Genomic DNA, 21000 nt, shown 5'->3' with positions numbered 1-21000 from the left:
TCAAGACCCTTCTGTATGTTCTGTCTTTGGACTAATGACATCTCCGTTCATCTGCACATAGTACACACCTTTCCCGTTGTCCATCATAAACCGCCACACGGGGGCAGCCACCTGGCTATCGGAGTTAAAGGTCTGTCCGTAATAACCGAGCCGGATATCCTTCACAATCGAGTCGCGCGGCAAATAACCGTCAATCAGCCTTGCCAGTGCTTTGGACGCAGGCAGCATTTTCTTTGCCTCATCCGAAGGCTGGAGATCGACCTTAATTTTGCGATACCCTGTAATTTTCTGATTGCTGTAAAACAGAGCCAGCTTCACATTAAATAGCGGCCACTTGCCCTGAACCAGCGGATGAAGTACAAAAGCATCTGCTTGTCCGGATGCCAACTCCTCCTGAACATCCAGCGGATCATACTGAAAGTTATCGATATCCTTGATTTGTGGCTCCAATGCCTCAACTAACGCGTCATGGGTGAATACCAGTTTGCTGTCCACCGGCTTCACCAGCTGCACACGATCATCCTTTTCTCCACTATGAACGTATGTGTAAGAAAGTTTAGGCAGCTGCGGGGTATCACCGGGAATCGGAGCCAGCACCTGAATGCTTTTCTCTTCCATTAAACGCTGCGTATTTTCATCCAATGAAGTAAAATCCAGATTCGGCCCTGCCGTTTCCTGCGCATCATGCCACAATTGGTAACCTAATACCACATTGAGCAGCAAAAATGTACAAATCAATACGTTCTTGGCGCGACTCCAATCCATTCCCGTTCCCCCTTCCTGTCACCTCTTTGTCTCCCGGTCTGGCTGCGTTTGTGTTGTATTCGATGCTGTCGTTACAGGGACAGCATGAATCTCAGCAACAGAACCGTCACTGAGCGTAACGCGCCACTCAGGAGAAAGCTTCAATCCATCATTAATCAGCTCCGGCTGATATACGGGAGTCAGATCTCGAATCGTCTTCCCTCTGCCTACAGTCTCCAGTTGCTTCTTCAAGGGCTCGCCACCCGGTAGCATAACCTTCTTTGAGGATTGCTCCCCGCCTTTGAGAAACAGCAACGAACGATCATAGACCGATGCCGTTTCCTGCTGAATTTGCAGCGAAATCGTACCAAAGCGGAACGATGGTGTGTCCAGCACCGGATAGGCACCATAATACTGCTGAAACATCACAGTCGTACGATTTTCATCACTGCTCTTCAATTTCAGCTGATACGAAGCATCCCAACCACCATGCTGATTCACAAAATCAACCGCGGCCAGCACATCCCTAATCGGACTGCTTCCACCCGCCCCCGGCGCACTGGGATCGGTATAGCTCATCCATCGTTGCTCCTGCTTGATTTGCAGACTACGCTTGCTGTCCGTATAAATTTGGGAGCCGTCCTTTTCCTGAATATTGCGCGTAATCCCCGGATCGAAAAACAAATTCCGCTGCATTTGCTCCGTCGTAAACAACCCGGCATACACCACAGGCTGTGTAGTTTCCAGGTCATTCACGGGAATGTAGTACTGATTATCCACCAGCTCGTACAACGGGGCATTTTTACCGAAATTCACATGCTGCCGGATGTCCTCTACCGTCATATCGAACTGGTTCGCCTCATACACCACATCGCCTCTGGCACTGAAAAAGAGCGCGTGCGGCTTGGCATTCTTTTCATCTATATAGATCCAGATGCGGTTAATCGTCTCTCCCTGAAACACCGAATCCGGCGTCAGACGCATGACCCGCTCCAGTAATGAAACCGGGACCCCGCCTGAAAAAGATAATTCGATGCCTTCATTTTCGCTGCGAATCCGCGCCCAGTCTGCCGATTGAATACTTCGACGTTGAAAGTTGTTAAAGCTTCGGCTTTCCAGCCGTGTATAAATTAAATCGTAAAAAGTAACACCCGGATAAAAAACGGTATGCTTCTTCTCACCTTGGTGAATGAGCATTTTATCAGGAAACACGAGGTTCTCAATCTTTTTCTCCTGCCCCATGCTTTCGGTTTTGACATAGTTCGTCTCTGAAGTGAGTACAGAATCACTGCCCGGAAGGCGGTAAATCAAAAAATAAGTCTGTATCAGGCTGGAAGCAACCAGCAAAATAAGCGTCCAGGACTTCAAACGTTCCTTCACTGTGCTTCCCTCCCTTCACTCGACATGGGTAGCGTAAAGGTCGTGCAGGTTCCCTGACCGTATTCCGACTCCAGAAAAATCTGGCCCCCATGCGCCTTTACAATTTCCCGGGCAATCGACAGTCCCAGTCCCGTGCCGCCCATATTGCGCGATCTCGCCTTGTCTACACGATAAAACCGTTCAAAAATCCGGTCCAGGTCTTTTTTGGGGATACCAATCCCGGTGTCCTGTACCGAAATGGATAGCATCCCCTCACTATTGCGGCGAGCTTCGATCCGAATACTCCCGCCATCTGGCGTATATTTCAGCGCATTGGACATCAGGTTGTCCAACACCTGCTCAATTTGGTCCCGGTCGATCACGACTTTACCGATTCCCTGCTCTACGAACATCCCTGAGCGAATGTGCTTTTGCTTCATTTGAAAAGAAAACCGATCTGCGACCTCGTCCAGCATCTCCATCACATCTGCAGGCTGCATCCGCAAAGGTGCCTCATTGGAATCGAGCCGTGACAGATGCAGCAAATCCGTAACCAACCGGATCATACGCTCTGTCTCGTTGCGGATCACGCCCACGAAACGCTCCGCGAGCTGCGGTTCAGCCATCGCGCCGTCATCCAGCGCCTCAGCATAGCTGCGGATGGTCGTCAACGGAGTGCGCAGCTCATGTGATACATTCGCTACGAATTCCCGCCGTGTCGTCTCCATCTCCTCCTGCTCCGTCACGTCTTGGAGTACGGCAATCGTTCCCGTAATGCCAAATTCCCGCCGATGAATCGGCGTGAATGTCACACGGATGACGATGGGTTCATCCTGACCGGCTGGCTCCAGCTGCAAGAGCGTGGAGGCCGAAGAGCCGCTATACAGGGCCTCGGTTTCCTCCGGGTCGATCCCCAGCAGTACCGCGATATGCCTGCCAGTCATTTCGTTTTCGTTTACGCCCAGCATGGCGCTGGCCCGACGGTTGACTAGAATGACCCGGCCATTGTCATCAGTAGCGACCACACCGTCGCTCATATTGGTCAAGATGGAGGAGAGCTTCTCCTTCTCCTCTTCATTTTGGGACAGCGCCTCACGCAGACGGCCTGTCATATAGTTAAAGGCCACGCTGAGCCTGCCGATCTCGTCATCACCAAATACAGGCATCTGCTGGTCGAATTTGCCCTCGGCAACCTCCGTTGCATGACGTGTCATCACCTTAATCGGGTGCGTAATCGTGTGGGCCAATACCACGCCCAGCACAGCCGTCAACGCGAGCGCAATGAGCATACCTGAGAGAAACACATTGTTAATGCGTTTCATCGTATCGTAGAGCTCGCTCATCGAAGCGGCGATGTACACCGCGCCGACAATCTTGCCTTGGCTGATAACAGGCTTGGCGACGACCTTCTTGCGGACATTATCCTCGTCCACCATGTATTCCTCGTTATCACGGATACCTTGGAGTGCGCGGCTGACCACTGTCTGCGTGTTTTTGCGTCCGACATAATCGGCGTGTGAACCCTGAGAAGTAATTAACACTTTACCGCTGGCATCCAGCACCTGAATTTCCGCGCCGCTGAAATCAAACAAATTATTCACGCGTGCACGCAGGCTTTCCACGCTGTCTTCTTCCATTTTGCCGTCACTGCCACTCAGATCCTGCTCCGCCAGCACGGACAGCATCTCCGCCCGTGCTTGCAAATCCTGCGTAAAATTACTCGTGAGAGAGTTCTTCATCGAGCTGACAAAGTAGACCCCAATCAGCTGCATAGCCACCAAGATAAGCAGCACATAGATAATAATCAGCTTTGCATGAATGGTACGAAAGAAAGACAGCCATCTCATGCCCGCAGGCCACCTTTGCCCCCGCTCACAATATATCCAAGACCACGGCGTGTCAGGATGGTCTCCGGCTTGCTCGGGTTCTCCTCAATCTTCTCGCGCAACCTCCGAATGGTCACATCCACTGTCCGCACATCCCCGTAGTATTCGAAGCCCCACACCGCCTGGAGTAAATGCTCCCGCGTCATGACTTTTCCGGCATTCTTCGCCATGTAGTGCAATAGCTCATACTCACGGTGCGTCAGGTCAAGCGGTGTTCCGTTTTTGTAAGCTGTATACATATCCGTATCAAAAAAGAGGTCGCCCACGCGCAGCCCCTGCTTATCCTCCTGCGGTCGGCTTTCCGACGCGCCTGCCCCGCCGCGTTGCTGTCTGCGCATCTGTGCCTTCACCCGTGCCAGCAATTCCCGTGTGCTGAACGGTTTTGTCACATAATCGTCCGCGCCCAGCTCCAGCCCCAGCACTTTGTCGATTTCGCCGTCCTTGGCGGTCAGCATAATAATCGGCGTCTGGAGCTGATGCCCACGTACCTCGCGGCATACGTCCATGCCATCCATGCCCGGTAGCATCAGATCCAGCAGAATCAGGTCAGGCTGCTGCTTGACCGCGATATCCACCGCGCTGATTCCATCGAAGGCGCAAATCACCTGGTAGCCCTCTTTTTCCAAATTAAATTTTAAAATATCAGCGATTGGCTGTTCATCATCCACTACCAGAATCGTTCCCTGCATATAGCGTTCACCTCTCTTCACGGATCATAATTTATAATTAACTTACGTTTGTCAGTACCTATAAGATGTTTATTCTATTCTATCATACCCGTGAGCCATTCCATTACTTCTCTAGACCCTTTTCTTTAAGCAGAAAAAAACCATGCCTGCACCTAATGTTAAGCATGCAGAAAAACATGGCCTTTCCCTTTGATTCTCATAAATCATGTAACTCTCGATATAAACATCCAATCTATCTTAAATACGTCATTGGATTGCGTGGCGTATTATCTTTACGAATTTCAAAATGCAGATGCGTTCCGGTCGAGCGTCCTGTGTTCCCCATGACCCCAATCGATTCGCCTTGCTGAACCACCTGTCCTACATGAACGCCAATGCTGCTCAAATGCCCGTACACGGTTTGGTAGCCGTTGCCATGATCGATCATAATAACATTGCCGTATCCATTCTGCTGACCTGCAAATGATACCACGCCTTCATCTGATGCGTGAATGTCAGCACTACCGACCAAGTCCACACCCTCATGCATACGTCCCCAACGTGCGCCAAAGCTACTCGACATCGATGCGCCGGACACCGGCCAAGCGAACTGTCCTGAGCCTTCTCCCACGACCTTCGTTCCTCTAAGAACCACCTCAGTAACAGACGGCTGCAGCACCTTTTGACCGAGCCATTCCTCTTGCACGACCTCACCGTTCTCCTTGGTCAAACGATAGTCCATCTCTTTAAGACCTGCTTGTCCCGGTCTGACCACTTTGGTAACTCCTGCCTTCAGTTCATCGCTCTGGCGAATCTCAACCTCAGGCTCGATGGCAATCTGTTCGACGACCTTCTCTACTGTTCGCACCGTAACCGGAGCCTTCGGAGCAGTAAGCTTCAATTCGTCCCCAATTTGCAAATACAGCTCACGCGAGCCAGGGTTGTTCTGCTTAATCTCCCAAGCGGTCATATTAAATTTAGTTGCAATCGACGACAAAGAATCGCCTTCTTGCACTGTATACGTGATAGGAGCCTCACGCCCCTCAGTCAATACTTTGACTGCTTCTGCCTCCGTCAGCACCTTGTTCGGGTCTGCTTTCACAGGCTCGTACGCGATTTTCTCACGGATACCGGCAGACTCCAGCCATGCTTTAGGGGTTTTAGTACTAGCACTCGCATGGCTGCTGCCCACGGATGTTTTGCGAACCAGCCCCTTGATGCCTGTAGATGTACCCTCACCCACAGGTGTGTACTTCTTCTGTACTTGTTTTAAAGCCGCTTGTGCAGTCGCTTTGTCCTTTACAATGCCAACCGTCTGACCGTTGACCTTCACTTCTACCCCTTTGGCATACGCTGTCAGCATACCGTCCAGCTTCTTCAGCGTGGCCGCGCTGTCGATATCCGCTTTATATGCCTTCTCAATGCCTGTCGTTACCGCGCTCGTATTGAGCACCATATCGACGCCGGGATACTTGTCCTTATATTGTTTGCTCTTCGTTGCGTACAGCTGTTTAAGTTGTTGCTCATTCAAGATATTCCCGACCTCGACGCCTTTTACATACACTTTATAATAAGGAACTGTGTTAGCCCCGACATACTGATTACTCGCAAAAATAAGACTGCCTGCAATCACCACACCGCCTGCCGTCCAGCTCAACCATTTTCTCCGACCGCTCCACCACTTTGCTATTTTCCCCGCTTCCACAGCAGGCTTGTCTGCAACGTTTGAGTCTGCATTCCTGCTGTCTGGTGAATCCTGCTCCCTCAAAACCTTCATGACTCTCTCCTTTTCAGCATATCTTATCTCTATATAAATGCGTTCGTTATTGGTCTTTCACATTATGAACCTAGCCTGTATTCACAAGCATCTATGATATTAGTCGCTATCTACCATTGCATAGTTGCGTAAAAGGTTTCAAAAATTTAACCTTTTCACAACACTGTTTACTTTAACATAGCCTTTACAAAGAATTCAACTACACTCCAATTCCTTCCTGACACGCAAAAAAATCCGCGCATGGCGCGGATTCTATAGTCCTATTTTGAGCATAAACATTTCCCATGAATTCATCGTTTATTATTCAAGATTTTGCAAAATACTCATTTAAGCAAATCCATCAGCTTGTTATATTCCTCTTTGGTCAAATACTTCGCAAGCACCTGCTGAATATCCTGAAGCTCCTGCTCGGTGAGACCGCCTTCCATCGCAGCTGATATTTTCTGCATCTCCTCCGGCGGCAGCTTATTCATCAGAATCGCAAAAATTTCCTGCTTCTGTGCCGCTGGTAAGTTGTTCTTCTTCTCCGTCAAATGGTCGGGCGTAATCACTAAATCATGGCCTTCAATACTCGTTTCGGGTGTAGCTGTACCTTCTGCCTGCTTCCGTGACTCGTTGCCTGATGTTCCGGCCGACGTGGCCCCCTCCTGAGATACCTTGCCATTGGCTACGCCACCAGCCTCACTCCCGCTTTCTTCTAAGCCCTGTCCCATGACAGGCAACGCATCATCAGGCGGTGTTACACTTCCCGAGCCACTTCCCGTCGTCTTGTTCTTCCCCGTGTTTGTGCTTTGGTCCGTACCCGCACTGCCTTTTAGCCAACCCAATCCCCATATGGGCTGATGATCGAGCTGAATGTTAAACTGCCGCAGCAGCGATTGAACATAAGCATTAACGACTACACCTGTCACTGCCAGCGTTAGTGCGCTAACCAACACCACCGTCATTCCTTTTTTGAGCAGCCATCCAAGCCACCTCATATCCCGTTACCTCCTTATACGCATCCTGCCATGTGTGTATCATCATGAAGTGCATATAGATCAGTATTGACGAGATATGACGATTTTTAACCCATGGAATATGTAAAACTAGCACAATTCAATAGAAGATGCCACATTCTGATTGAATCAGCGCGTACGACGCACCCAGAAACGGAAAATGTCACTGCGGACATAATCCAGAGAATACAGCACCTGCCTGTTCATTTCATCATAGTGAAGCTGCTTCAATAGTAATACCGTAGCCTGCGGATCCTTCAGCAGACGTGTCATATGTGCGTCGTCATAGTTGGGAACGGTAAGCTCGGAATACGCTCCGACGATTCGCACCCCCGCCTTGAACTCAAGACTCTGAAAAAGTGAGCCTGAAAAAGAGTCACCTTCCAGAATGGGACCGGCTAATTTCTCTGGCATCCAGTTTATAGAGTGGGCTACAGCCTCTCCGTTGGCAGTGCGTGTACGCTCTAGGGCAATCATGGGCTCATTTTCGGAAAATCTCATCTGTTCGGCAATATCAGGAGGACAAACCGAAATTCTCTGAATGGATTCCAGCTGCTCGTCTTCCCGTAACCCTGCCGAACGAATCATGTCCCCGATGCTGTACAGGCGGTCCAGCGAGCTTGGAATACTCGGCAGCGGACAAGTAGCAAACGTGCCACTCCCGTGTTTTACTAGTAGCTTACCTTCCGATTCCAGTTGGCGAATAGCTCCCCTTAGCGTCGTACGCGAGACACGAAACGATTGGGAAAGTGCAGTTTCCGACGGCAGCCGATCCCCCGGACCCATTTGATTAACCTTCATATATTCTTCTATAAGCTGCTTTATGTTCTCTTGTTTTGTTGACACCGTCCGAAGCCCAGCCTTTCTATTGTGTTAAGCCATATAAATCGGATTCGTAAAAGCAATCATCATCACGCAGTCTTCCATGCAGCCGTAAAGCTCGGCTCTTATCCAGCCCTTTCCTAGCGGATCTTGCAATGACAGCGTATATTCTCCTGTGTGAGCAGGGATCTGAATCTCGGAGCATATTCCATGACTACTTGTCAGCAGAAGACGAAGATTCTGAGGCTTGAGGTTATAATGGGATGCTCTTGCTTCCACATCCAATTGAACCGTCACCGATAGTGAATCCTCTACAGTCAGCTCTATACATTCGCCGATGTGATAACGATTTTCTTTGCCCTTAATCTGTGCCCACATCGTCAGTAACGGTCCCATCGTAACTGACACTGAACCGTGGCGAATCGCCTCAACTGCCCGGCCTGCTAAACCTTCTCGCTCTTCTGCTTCATCATGAACACCCAAATACGTAACAGCCGGAAGCGCATCATCTGGTTTAGATACATGCCAGTCCCGACCGCTTACCGCAGTGATGCGATACTCCTGATTCAACAAATCGGTCCACATGGCAAACGCCCGCTGGCTATCTCGCTTAATAGATGGCATAAGCGTTGACCAGACTTCTATATAATCCACCTCATGCCAATCCTGAATAGTGTATTCCCAAAAGCACCCCGTACAGATCGGACTTCCAATCCTGAACGGATGGGCAATCCCTGCAATGCCTCCCTGCTCATGCACCTGCCGAATCCCCTCATGGATGTCATCTGGTCCCAGCACACGCCAGTCGATAAAGCGGTCAACCCCAAGTGTCAGCATGTGCCCGTAAAAGGTCGTCCACTCCATCCCTGAAATGATCGGGAGACCGAACTGCCGCTGAACCCGTTCCTGATCCGCAAGTGCCGACTGCGTGTTGTGATCCGTCATAGCGATGCATTCAAGCCCGAGATTGGCTGCACTTTGGGCCAGCTCCTCCAGTGTTTGCTTGCCGTCGCTGTGAAGCGTATGGGTGTGAAGCTCAGCCGGAATCCATTTAAGCATATGCTGCTTCCTCCCCCAATACACGAATTTGGTAGGCAAGCGTCTCGGTCACAACGGCATGCAAACTGACCGTAATCCGCCACATGCCCGCCGGATTATCTCCTGCAAGGAATCCCGGCGAAGCCGCAGACGAACCGAGCCAATGCTCCTGCTGCATCTCGGGACGGTGCGCATTTCCCCGGTGATGGAGAGGATCATCAACAGACAGCGTTAATAAATTTTGCAGCGGCGTATACTTCTTCCATAGATCGGATGAATGTCCCGGTTCGTCGTATCCGTATTTGCTCATGCTTTCCTCAATGATTCCTCGTGCTTGCTCTTGATCCTCCAATAACTTGGGCGTGTAAGAGAAGTGAATACGGATCGTTTCAGTCGGCTGTGGAATATGAAAAGAGTACGTAATATGGCTCTGGGTGCAGGTTCTGTCGACCGTTCCTTCCACATACAGTAGTCTGCTCATGACTCCCCATCCTGGCCAGACGGTTCATCCACAACATGCTTTACCATATCATTCACAGTATGTTCTTCATCACTCGACATGTCTTTGTCTGCCGCCCATAAAACACCTACGGGTTGAAGCCGCGTCAGCTCAAGCACCCGGTCTGTACGAATACCTGGAAACTGCGGGAGATTATCCTCGTTTAACGTAAAAGCACACAGTCCGACCACTTCCATGCTGTCCGCACCGCCTTCCAGCAATACGGCTCTGATTTCAGCTATATCCTCAAGCACAGCCTCTCCAGACAGCTTGACCGTGGTAGAAAAATGTGACTCTGCCCCCTCATAAGCGGCTCTAAATTCCCCGAGTCTCAGATCATGATGGCACGATGAATACCACTGCTCCGAGCCGTGAAGACGAAGCTGAACATCGACACAGGCATCCTCCTCACGCCGATTGAAGCCAGGTCTGGACGCTGGAACCGATTCTCTGCCTGAATCCCGCAAGGGGCGTTTGGAAGTCTGTATAAACACATAGCTACGCTGGTGTGCAAGTGTAATGGAAGACGCTTGTGATGGCATTTCCAGCTCCTGCTGACGTTCCATCTCCCACCCAGTGACCTGATAGGCAAAAGGAAAACGGCTCATGACAGCCTCACGCGGCTCTTCCTCTGGTTTCCAATGGAAAGCAGGCGGCAGCATAAAACGATAGTCCGATGAAATGTCATCCTTAAAGTTTCCGTTGGTTGTTGCGGATTGGAGAACAGGATGCCCGCCCAGATCATAATTCCCATTAAACGCAGTCGTAATATGATGTGCCCCCTGGAAAACAGCTTCCAGAACATTGTCCTCTGCATCTAGCTCTACGCGGTACATCCATTCGATATCGGTGGTTCTTCCCCATTTGCTCATAAGCAGCGGCGCGGGCGTTCCCTCATCTTCATGGCTGAACATCATCTGGTATTCGATGACCGTCTTCTCCTCATTCCCTTCCACGGAATAGAACAAAACAAGCGGTGTATCCGTAAAGCGATTCTCATAAGGATGTGACAGATTACGGCCATATAAAAGCGGGGTATGGCGATAAATCAGCGATCTTGGAGAGGAATCAGCCACGCAGCGCAGTTCAACCCCGTCGATCCATGCTCGAGATACAAGCGGAGCCGATTCCAGTTCGCGGAATTCGGCATAGACCTCATAATCGCCTTCTTTTAGATACCCCAACAAACGGGTGTACACTCCCTGACTGCTACCATAGTACAAAATGACATCTTGATTATAGGCTTCATTCAGGTAGAGACGTACGAAGGCAGATTCTCGATCTGTCGCAGCCCAGTCACTGTCCGATCTGGCGAACAGATCAAGCTCCGCGTATCCGTCTTCTGGCATGGAGAACCTAAACCGAAATCCGTTTCCCGGACTGAGCTCAACCTCCGCCTTGTGTAAGGCAATCCGATAACCGCAATCCAGCAGATCCTTTTCCCACGCTCGCCCACTAAACCCGGTAATTTGCACCTCTGCTTGGCTGTTCATCCCTGTAACCTCCTTAGTGTATAACGGCGGTCTAGCTGGCATCCGCATCCTTCACCATTGTCCGAATATAAAAGTAGCCCATAAAAGAACACAGTAGAAACATAAACACTGCCATTGCGCTGGCCGTATGCGTCTCCTGATAGCTGGAAAACACCTGCTGCATCGCAACACCCAGCACTTGTGGCGAGTTGGCACCGATCAGGAAAGGAGCCGTAAAGCTGCCCATGATTCCCATAAAAATGAAGGTCACCGCAACCCACATCGTTTTGTAGGAAAGGGGTAAAATAAAGCGCCCAAACAGCTGCATCGTGCTGGCTCCGGCATCTCTGGCACTTTCGACGACAGCGTTTGGAATGCTGGCAAGTGCCGAGCTGAGCAGCATGGTTGCGAACGGAATGTTGAACCACAAATTAGCCAGCACCAGCCCTTTGTAGTCATAAATAATCCTCGGAATCGTCTCAATGCCAAGCGGCAGCAAAAGACGTGCAGCCCAACCGTGATTACCATACATAGTAATGATCGCATACGTTGCAATTACACCGGGAACAAACATCGGAATAAAATACAACCGACCTATCCACTTCACGACAACCCCTTTACCGAATCTCAGATAAACCGCCAAAGCATAGCTGATGACCAGAGTAAGGGCCGTCGAGACTAACGTGACATTAATGGTATACATGATATTTCTACGCATGGCAGGTTCCGTGAACAGCCGAATATAGTTGGCCAGACCGTAGCCCGTTCCATATTGATCAATCAAGCTTTCCTCTACGGCATAGAGAATCGGAATAATAACGACGACCAGCAAAATGAGAAAAGACGGGATGACCAGGGCAAGCCCCAGCATCCCCCTTTTAGACAATGAACTCATGATCAGCCGCCCGCTACTTCACTTTGCCAGCGTTTGTAGATTTCCTGCTGAAGCTCTCCGCTATTAAAGCTGCGGTATCCAGAAGATACACTGTTGAATTTCTCTTGCAGCTCCGTTGGCATCAGATTCCACTTAATCCCCGGATAGCCGTACATTTTATTAATAACCACCGTTTGCGCTTCAGGCGTCAGTATATAATTCAAGAATTCCTGAGTTGCTTCTTTTTTGGAGGAAAGCGAAGGAACCATCAGATAAGAGGGTCCACCTGTAAAAGCAGGGTCGATCTGTGTCAGCTTCACCGTGTCTGGAAGCAGCCCTTTAGCCAGTTGTTCGAGCGCCATATCAGACCAGGCTGGAACCATGTCTACCTCTCCACTTGCCAAAATATCAAGCGTACCTTGGTTTTTCTTAGGATAGACTCCTTTTTGGTACATTGAAGGGCCCAGTTCCTTGAGCAGTGAGAAGCCTTGATCCCATTTCTTCATATTTGCCGGATCATCACTGTTCATCGCCTCTGGCGGAAGGAAATTATAGATAACCGTGTTCACAAACGAGCTGCCTGATCCACCTGTGGACGGATCATTATAGGCAAACTTGCCCGGATGCTGGCGAATCCACGTGTACAGCTCGTCGGCTGTTTTCGGAGGTGTCGCTACTTTTGCACTGTTATAGGCAAGGACAACCGAAGAGGCACGGTATGGAATGGCCTGATTGTTGACTTGCTTGAGATATGTTTCATCAACATTCTTCAAATTTGGAACCTTGGCAGCATCCACCGTTTCCCACAGTTTCTCGCCTACCCCTTTGGTGATGTCATCCAGACTGCCTTCGTACAGGTCGATATCTGTATCGGTTTGTCCGCTTTTCTTGGCTGCGATCAGACGATCCAGTGTAGATGCGCCTCCGGTCCCTGCTGGCAAATACACCAGTTTGACCTTAACGTGATCATTTTTAGCTTCAAAGTCCTTGATTAACGTTTCCCACAGCTCTTTGACGTTCAGGGACCCTCCAGTGTACAAGGAAATTTCCGTCGTTCCCGTAGCCGCTCCCGCTTTTGTAGACTTGGCTTCCCCAGTAGCCGTGGCGGCATTACCGCCGTTTCCACAGCCAGCCAACAACGATAAACTAAGTACCCCTGCCAAAACCAGACCCATATTCTTTTTCCCAAACACGTTGTTGCCTCCTTTAGATAGTTGCACAAGTTCGCAGCATCACCAGATGATGCGTTCGTGATGGACATTGATGCGATATAGAGGTTGATCGTGAATCTTCACTGTGCTGATGGAAAAGTAACAATTTTACTGAAGCTGAAGCTGATGTGCTCTCCACTGCGCAGCTCGGCCGCTCGTTCACGCGGCACAAACATTTTCAGATGATGGGTACCGCTATCCAGCGAAACTTCCGCATAATGCCCGAGAATCATCACTTGTCTGATCGTTCCGGCTAGAGAACCATTTTCTTCCGTCTTCAGAACAATATCCTCTGGTCTTACACCAACCATGGATTCACCTGTGTATTCATGCTCTTGTGCAAACGGTATTCCGCTCACAGAGACACTGCGACCTGTGCTCACCCCCTTTAATAAATTGATACGGCCAATAAAACCCGCTACAAAAAGTGACTGTGGCTTGTCATAAATCTCCTGCGGTGAAGAGAGCTGCTCAATTCGGCCCGCATTCATAACGACGATTCGGTCGGAAATGGACAGCGCCTCCTCCTGATCATGGGTGACGAACACCATCGTCATCCCTGTCTGGGTCTGGATATCGCGCAGCTCCTCTCTCATCTCCATGCGCAATTTGGCATCAAGCGCGGAAAAAGGCTCGTCCAGCAGCAATACATCAGGCTTTAGCAGCAAAGCCCGAGCGAGTGCTACCCGCTGCTGCTGACCGCCCGAGAGCTGTCCTGGCGTTTTACGCTCTGCGCTCTCTAGCCGAACCAGCGCTAGCGCTTCCTTCACCTGACGGTCAATTTCTGTCTTCTTCACCTTTCGAATCTTCAACCCGAAAGCCAGGTTGTCATACACGGTCATATGCGGCCACAAATTATAACTTTGGAACACCATAGCCGTCGGACGCTTTTCGGGCGGCAGCTTGAGTACGCTTTTACCCTGAATCTGAATGTCGCCACTGTCCGGGTCCAAAAAGCCGCCAATGGAGCGAAGCACGGTTGTTTTACCACAGCCGGAAGGTCCTAGCAGTGTCACCAGCTCTCCCTTCATCACGTCAAGTGAAATGCCTTTGACTCCGTCTCCTGTCTTGAAGCGCTTGGTTAACTCTTGAATGGATAATTGAATGGGCATTAGCTTAGGCTCCTTTTTCAGGATTTTGCAAACTCCTCTTTTGACCAATTACGTTATTTCACCTGAAATCCGCCTGCCAGTACATCCGCACTTACAAAACGCTTGGCTGCCAATAACAGAATGATCGTTGGCAGGGTAAGAATGACAGAGAAAACAGCGCCCGTTGTGCTCGGATAATCAGCAATGATGGAATACATGATGACTGGCATTGTTTTATAGTCCGGTGTTCCGACAAGGAGTGTCCCCTGTGCTTCATCTAGTGAAGCAAGAAAGGTAAAGATGGAGGCGACCACAATGCCGGGCAGCGCCATAGGAAAGGTGATTTTCCAAAACACCCGAAATGGTCCGGCTCCGGCATCCCGCGCTGACTCCTCCTGTGCACGATGTACGCTGCGGAAGGCAGAGGAAGGAATCCAGGTCATATACATGAGCGTGTTTACCATATGGATAAGCACAATACCTGCAAAGGTGTTCATCAACCCGAATTGGTAGAATAGTACGGCAATGGACACATACAAACCCATTTTCGGAAAAGCATGCGTAAGCAGGAATGAGAAAAGAAACCACTTACTGAGCGGGAAAGAAATTCGTGCAAAGGCATAAGCAGCAGGAATACATACGATAATGGAGCAGACCGTAACGGTAATCGCAATAAAGAAGGATAGGGAAATCGAGCTGAGTACATCATCCTGGGTAAGTACAAACTTCCACCATTCCAGTGACAAGCTCTGCGGGAGCGGTGCAGGATATTGCCATTTTCCCGAAACCGCCAAAAGGAGAAGGTTGGTCAGAGGTCCCAGGAAAAAAATGACGAAAATGACAAGCACGATGAATTCCACAATTTTGCGTGTGCCGAGTGAGCGAAGATACCAGTTCATAATTCATCCCTCTCAAGACGTCTAGACGTCCGAATCTCTTTTCTATTTGGATTATAGAGAGGGTTTGTTATCACAAATCGACAAGGAAGATAAGATTATGTAAAGGGGGAGGAACCATTTAACACTTCACAGAATAAAAAAAAGAGAGAGGCTGCTAACAGCCTCTCTCCTTGAACATGTATCAATAGCTATATCATTCTTGTCCTACAAATAAATCGGAAGCACCTGATTTGTTTGATCGCGATTACGCCCAACCGAGAAAATAGCAATTGGGATACCTGTCAGATCAGACACGCGTTGTACGTAATTGCGTGTAGTCTCAGGCAGTTCCTCCAGCGTTTTCACACCAGTGATGTCTTCGCTCCAACCTGGCATTTCTTCATATACCGCTTCGCACTCCGCCAGCATTTTCAGGCTAGCCGGATAATGCGTAATCACCTCGCCGTGGTACTTGTAACCTGTGCAAATTTTCACTGTTTTCAGGCCAGTCAATACATCCAGCGAGTTCAGGGAAAGACCCGTTAACCCACTGACACGACGGGCATGACGCACAACGACGCTGTCAAACCAGCCAACACGACGAGCACGACCTGTAACCGTACCGTACTCATGACCTGTTTCACGAATGTAATCGCCGACTTCATCGTTCAGCTCAGTTGGGAAGGGTCCATCACCTACACGAGTTGTGTACGATTTAGCTACACCGATGACTTGTTGAATCTTGGACGGTCCCACACCGGAACCAATACATACGCCGCCAGCCGACGGGTTGGAGGACGTAACGTACGGATACGTACCTTGGTCGATATCGAGCATAACGCCTTGCGCACCCTCGAACAGTACCTTTTGATTTGCGTCAATCGCATCATTCAACACGACAGACGTATCTCCTACATAAGGACGGATAAATTCAGCATACTCCAGATACTGTTTCAGTATTTCTTCTACGTCCAGCGGCTCGCCGCCGTATACTTGTTCAATCACTTGATTTTTTTCTTTCGTTTGATGGCGCAGCTTCTTTTCGAATTCCTCTGCATCCAGCAAATCAGCAATACGAATACCGTTACGTGCAGCTTTATCCATATAAGCAGGACCGATCCCTTTACGGGTAGTACCAATTTTGTTAGGACCTTTGCGGTCTTCTTCCAGCACATCCAGCGTCATATGGTACGGCATAATCACATGTGCACGGTCACTAATGACCAGATTTTTTGTGGAAAAGCCATTATCATGAATGTAAGTAATTTCTTCAATAAGAGCGGCTGGATTTACTACCATGCCGTTGCCAATAACACACTTTTTATCTTCATAAAAAACGCCGGATGGAATCAGGCTCAGCTTGTACTTTTTACCGTCAATGAGAATCGTATGACCAGCATTGTTTCCGCCTTGGTAACGGGCTACCACTTCAGCGCTTTCCGCCAGATAGTCCGTGATTTTACCTTTGCCTTCGTCTCCCCATTGTGTTCCCACAACGACTACAGTTGACATGTTTCATTCCTCCGTGGAGTGCCCACAGACACTCTAATTTTGAGCTGACACACTACGCATATCCAACTTCAACCGCCTGAGCGAGCAGATATGGAGCGTTCTCGGACAGCAGGAAAAAACGTCCGTCGCAGACATTCCGTAGGTTCGGAAAGCCCCGGGCGTATTGTTCTCCCCACTGCGTTGAAGCAGCACTATAAGTGTAACAGCACCATTTTTTAAAGTCAAATAAAAAGCGAACATTATATTACATGAAAATAGTATTGTTCGTAATTGAGAGTTTCATTCCTTATATGAAATACGTGAATTCTATAAAAAAAGACCCTTTCGAGATCGCGAGATCCGCGTCGAAAGAGCCTTTTCTAATGATACTAATATGTTATCCGGCGAACGCATCCGAATGGGCACGCTCGTAATTAGCGAATTTATTATAATTTTTGAGAAAGACCAATTCTACCGTACCGACCGGGCCGTTACGCTGCTTGGCAATGATAATCTCAATAATATTCTTCTTTTCTGTTTCTTGATTATAGTAATCATCCCGGTACAGAAACGCCACGATATCAGCATCCTGCTCGATAGAACCCGATTCCCGCAAGTCACTCATCATCGGCCGCTTGTCTTGACGCTGCTCCACACCCCGACTCAGCTGGGAGAGGGCAATTACAGGCACTTCAAGCTCACGAGCGATTTGCTTCAATGTCCGTGAGATTTCGGATACCTCCTGCTGCCGGTTCTCGCCTGCTTTGCCTCGTCCGTGAATAAGCTGCAAGTAGTCGATTACGATCATACCCAGTCCCTTTTCCGTCTTGAGACGGCGGCATTTGGCACGGATATCAGCCACAGTGATGCCGGGCGTATCATCGATATAGATTTCCGCCTCTGACAAGGCTGCAATGCCCATCGTCAGCTTCGCCCAATCGTCGTCGCCTTTAAATTCACCTGTCCGCATGACGTTCGCGTCCAGATTGGCCTCGGCGCAAATCATCCGCTGCACGAGCTGAGCGGCCGACATCTCCAGACTGAAGATGGCTACTGTCTCTTTTGCCCGAACTGCAACGTTTTGCGCAATATTCAGAGCGAACGCTGTTTTACCTACGGATGGACGGGCGGCCACAATGATCAAGTCATTGCGCTGGAAACCCGCCGTCATCTTGTCCAAATCAACAAACCCGGACGGAATCCCGGTCGTATTGCCCTTGTTCTGATGCAGCAATTCAACGCGGTCAAACACTTCCATCACGACATCGCGGATGGCAATAAAGCCACTACCTGAGCGCCCGTTGGATATCTCCATAATCTTGCGCTCAGCATCGCTCAGCATACCAGCGACATCTTCGCCACTGCTATAGCCTTCGCTCACAATCTGTGTAGCTGCACGAATCAAGCGACGAAGCATCGCTTTTTCTTCAATGATCTGGGCATAGTAATCCACGTTAGCCGCTGTTGGCACCCCGTGAGCCAGCTTCGCCAGATAACTGACACCGCCGATATCCTCTAGCTGTCCCTTGTCCTGAATTTTCGAGGTCAGCGTAACCAAGTCAATCGGCTGTCCGGATTCACCCAGCTCAATCATTGCTTCGTAAATCATCTGATGAGCCTTATCATAAAAGTCCTCGGTCTGCACCCGCTCCATTGCGGTAATCAGTGCTTCAGACTGGAGCAAAATAGACCCGATAACCGCCTGTTCAGCCTCCAGATTTTGCGGAGGAATCCGATCAAAAAATTCGCCGCCCATAATTATTCTTCAGTCACCTGTACTTTCAGCGTAGCTTTGACCTCAGGATGAAGCTTAACGGTCATTTGAGTCACGCCCAACGTACGAATCGGTTCTTCCAGCTCAATTTTGCGTTTGTCCAGCTTGATGCCAGTTTTAGCTACTGCCTCCGCGATTTGCTTGCTTGTAATCGCGCCGAACAGCCGTCCACCTTCACCAGCCTTCGCCTTGAGCTGAATCGTTGTCTCTTCCAGCTTTTTGCCGAGCGCTTGAGCCTCTTCCTTTTCCTCTTGCTTGCGCTTTTCCTCAGCAGCATTCTGATTTTCCAGCGTCTTCATATTTCCTTCTGTCGCTGGACGGGCAACACCACGCGGCAACAGGAAATTCGCTGCATAACCGTCCGACACTTCCTTAATTTGTCCCTTCTTGCCTTGGCCCTTCATATCTTTAATGAATATCACTTTCATTCAAATAACCCCTCTTCCCCATCAATTTCGGCCAGCACGTCGACCACTCTGCGCTTAGCTTCCTCCAGCGGGCAATCCAGCTGAACCGCCGCATTCGTCAGATGTCCTCCGCCGCCTAGCCGTTCCATGACGACCTGTACGTTCATGCGTCCGAGTGAACGGGCGCTGATCCCCACCAGGCCGTCAGGACGTTCACTGACCACAAAGGAGGCCAGTACATCCGTCATATTGAGTAATGAATCCGCCACCTGAGCAATCAGGAGCTGCGGTATTTTCTGTCCGGGCTCAGTTACCGCAATTGCGATATGCCCATATATCATTTTAGCATGCTTAATAATTTCCGCCTTAGCAATATATTCATCCAGGTCCTCTTTTAACATGCGCTGGATCATTACTGTATCTGCCCCACTACGCCGTAAAAAGCCGGCTGCCTCGAATGTACGCGAGCCTGTATGCAGGGAAAAATGCTTGGTATCCACTGTAATCCCCGCCAGCAGTGATGTTGCCTCCAGCGGTGTCAGTTGGACCTTCTCATGGATATATTGCAGCAGCTCGGTCACCAGCTCACAGGCCGATGACGCATATGGCTCCAAGTAGATCAGAACCGAATCGTTAATAAATTCCTCGCCCCGACGATGATGGTCGACAACCACCACCCGGCTGGCCGTTTGCACCAGACGCGGCTCAATCGTCATTGAGGCCTTATGCGTGTCCACCACGACCAGCAGACTGTGCTCAGTCATCAGCTGGAGCGACTGCTCTGGCGTCATGAGCGCTTGCGATAACTTCTCATCCTTGTTTACCTGCTCCATCATTCGGTCGATAGACGGATTGGATTTATCCAGTACGATATGTGCCTCTACATTGTAAAGTGCCGCAGCCTTCCACACACCGATGGCTGCTCCCAATGCATCCATGTCCGGTATTTTGTGTCCCATGATCAGGACGCGGTCGCTCTCCTGCATCAGGTCACGCAGCGCATGTGCAATGACTCGGGCACGCACCCTGGTACGCTTCTCGACAGCATTGGACTTGCCTCCATAAAAGGACAGGCGCTGTCCCGCCTTCACTGCTGCCTGATCGCCCCCACGTCCAAGCGCCATATCTAGACTGGATTGGGCCAGCTCGCCTAGCTCCTTGATGCTCTCTGCACCGAAGGACAAGCCAATACTCAGTGTCATCGGTACTTTCAAATCCGCCGTCATTTCCCTTACGGTATCCAGAATGACGAATCGACTTTGCTCCAGCTCCTGAAGCGCTTTATGATTTAGCATAATGAGATAACGCTCAGAAGATAATCGACGCAAATAAATATTGTACTGATTAGCCCAAGATGTAATCTCGCTCGACACCTTTGCAATAAGCGCGGTGCGTTGCTGATCGTCCATTCCCTGAGCAGCCTCGTCCATATTATCGAGCATGACGATACCGAGCGCCAACCGCTCGTTTTCATACTGCTTGCGTAGCACCGCCAACTCCGTTACTTCATACAAATATATCAGACGCTCATCGGGCACGATCAGAAACTGATAATGACGCTCATCATGCTGTAGCTCCACCTTCAGCTCACGAGCAGGCTCCTTTGTTTCCTTCTTGGTGCTTAGAGCACCTGCGAGTTGAGGAAACAAATCTTGAAGAGACTCACCAATCAGCGATTGCTCCTCGAACATCTCCCCGGCAAACCGATTGTGCCATTCTACCGTTCGATTTTCACTGTATAAAATGATGCCGAACGGCAATGTACTAATCGCTTCCCCTTCCACCCGCTTGATCCGGAAGGAAAGACCGCTGATATATTGATTCAGTTCCCGACGAAAATCCAATTCCGTCTTCAGCATCAGTCCGCCGAGCAAGAATGACAGCAGCAGTCCTATCACACCCAGTTCCCAGTTGTACATGGAAATACATATGACAAGCACCAGCAGCAGTAAAAACGCCCAGACCGTCTGATAGCCGTGCCAGCGTTTTTGTAGAAATTTAGGCATGACTG

18 protein-coding genes are annotated in these 21000 nt (G+C 49.7%); all 18 read right to left on the bottom strand.

All coding sequences use genetic code 11. The features are described 5' to 3' along the window. The gene (gene yycI, locus NSS66_RS10165; protein ID WP_069080188.1) at positions 1 to 765 is read right to left on the bottom strand and encodes a two-component system regulatory protein YycI; all 765 of its coding nucleotides are present in this window, start codon (positions 763 to 765) and stop codon (positions 1 to 3) included. Between the two features lie 18 nt (positions 766 to 783). Further along, positions 784 to 2124: a YycH family regulatory protein gene (locus tag NSS66_RS10160; RefSeq protein WP_028540970.1), complete on the bottom strand. Its 1341-nt coding sequence runs from the start codon at positions 2122 to 2124 to the stop codon at positions 784 to 786. After that, the gene (gene walK, locus NSS66_RS10155; RefSeq protein WP_371915913.1) at positions 2121 to 3875 is read right to left on the bottom strand and encodes a cell wall metabolism sensor histidine kinase WalK; all 1755 of its coding nucleotides are present in this window, start codon (positions 3873 to 3875) and stop codon (positions 2121 to 2123) included. The genes NSS66_RS10160 and walK overlap by 4 nt, the downstream gene beginning before the upstream one ends. Positions 3876 to 3946: 71 nt before the next feature. Then, positions 3947 to 4678: a response regulator YycF gene (yycF, locus tag NSS66_RS10150; RefSeq protein ID WP_025723159.1), complete on the bottom strand. Its 732-nt coding sequence runs from the start codon at positions 4676 to 4678 to the stop codon at positions 3947 to 3949. 232 nt (positions 4679 to 4910) lie between these two features. Next, complete coding sequence (locus tag NSS66_RS10145; RefSeq protein WP_023991125.1) at positions 4911 to 6434, bottom strand: M23 family metallopeptidase; 1524 nt, start codon at positions 6432 to 6434, stop codon at positions 4911 to 4913. Between the two features lie 323 nt (positions 6435 to 6757). Further along, positions 6758 to 7414, bottom strand: coding sequence for a hypothetical protein (locus NSS66_RS10140; protein WP_023991126.1), 657 nt, complete (start codon positions 7412 to 7414; stop codon positions 6758 to 6760). Positions 7415 to 7561: 147 nt separating this feature from the next. Then, a complete protein-coding gene (locus NSS66_RS10135) occupies positions 7562 to 8278 on the bottom strand; it encodes a GntR family transcriptional regulator (protein WP_075155007.1) in 717 nt (238 codons plus the stop codon). A gap of 27 nt (positions 8279 to 8305) precedes the next feature. Next, positions 8306 to 9313, bottom strand: coding sequence for a CehA/McbA family metallohydrolase (locus NSS66_RS10130; protein WP_340958880.1), 1008 nt, complete (start codon positions 9311 to 9313; stop codon positions 8306 to 8308). Then, positions 9306 to 9773, bottom strand: coding sequence for a hypothetical protein (locus NSS66_RS10125; protein WP_340958879.1), 468 nt, complete (start codon positions 9771 to 9773; stop codon positions 9306 to 9308). The genes NSS66_RS10130 and NSS66_RS10125 overlap by 8 nt, the downstream gene beginning before the upstream one ends. Next, a complete protein-coding gene (locus NSS66_RS10120; protein WP_340958878.1) occupies positions 9770 to 11284 on the bottom strand; it encodes a hypothetical protein in 1515 nt (504 codons plus the stop codon). The genes NSS66_RS10125 and NSS66_RS10120 overlap by 4 nt, the downstream gene beginning before the upstream one ends. 31 nt (positions 11285 to 11315) lie before the next feature. Further along, positions 11316 to 12158, bottom strand: a complete 843-nt coding sequence (locus NSS66_RS10115; RefSeq protein WP_340958877.1) for an ABC transporter permease — start codon at positions 12156 to 12158, stop codon at positions 11316 to 11318. 2 nt (positions 12159 to 12160) lie between these two features. Continuing rightward, positions 12161 to 13330: an extracellular solute-binding protein gene (locus NSS66_RS10110; RefSeq protein ID WP_025723151.1), complete on the bottom strand. Its 1170-nt coding sequence runs from the start codon at positions 13328 to 13330 to the stop codon at positions 12161 to 12163. A gap of 98 nt (positions 13331 to 13428) precedes the next feature. Next, the gene (locus tag NSS66_RS10105) at positions 13429 to 14460 is read right to left on the bottom strand and encodes an ABC transporter ATP-binding protein (RefSeq protein ID WP_340958876.1); all 1032 of its coding nucleotides are present in this window, start codon (positions 14458 to 14460) and stop codon (positions 13429 to 13431) included. A 53-nt stretch (positions 14461 to 14513) separates the two neighbouring features. Beyond that, the gene (locus NSS66_RS10100; protein ID WP_340958875.1) at positions 14514 to 15338 is read right to left on the bottom strand and encodes an ABC transporter permease; all 825 of its coding nucleotides are present in this window, start codon (positions 15336 to 15338) and stop codon (positions 14514 to 14516) included. A gap of 204 nt (positions 15339 to 15542) precedes the next feature. Continuing rightward, positions 15543 to 16829, bottom strand: coding sequence for an adenylosuccinate synthase (locus NSS66_RS10095; RefSeq protein ID WP_023991135.1), 1287 nt, complete (start codon positions 16827 to 16829; stop codon positions 15543 to 15545). Between the two features lie 376 nt (positions 16830 to 17205). Continuing rightward, complete coding sequence (dnaB, locus tag NSS66_RS10090; RefSeq protein ID WP_023991136.1) at positions 17206 to 18564, bottom strand: replicative DNA helicase; 1359 nt, start codon at positions 18562 to 18564, stop codon at positions 17206 to 17208. A 2-nt stretch (positions 18565 to 18566) separates the two neighbouring features. Beyond that, positions 18567 to 19010: a 50S ribosomal protein L9 gene (rplI, locus tag NSS66_RS10085; protein WP_023991137.1), complete on the bottom strand. Its 444-nt coding sequence runs from the start codon at positions 19008 to 19010 to the stop codon at positions 18567 to 18569. After that, the gene (locus tag NSS66_RS10080) at positions 19007 to 20995 is read right to left on the bottom strand and encodes a DHH family phosphoesterase (protein WP_023991138.1); all 1989 of its coding nucleotides are present in this window, start codon (positions 20993 to 20995) and stop codon (positions 19007 to 19009) included. The genes rplI and NSS66_RS10080 overlap by 4 nt, the downstream gene beginning before the upstream one ends. Positions 20996 to 21000: the final 5 nt, after the last annotated feature.

It is taken from the genome of Paenibacillus sp. FSL R10-2748 (genome assembly GCF_038005565.1).
Lineage (GTDB): Bacteria > Bacillota > Bacilli > Paenibacillales > Paenibacillaceae > Paenibacillus > Paenibacillus polymyxa_B.
The sequence above is the reverse complement of the archived record's forward strand: the minus strand, read 5'-3'. Positions and strand labels throughout refer to the sequence as shown.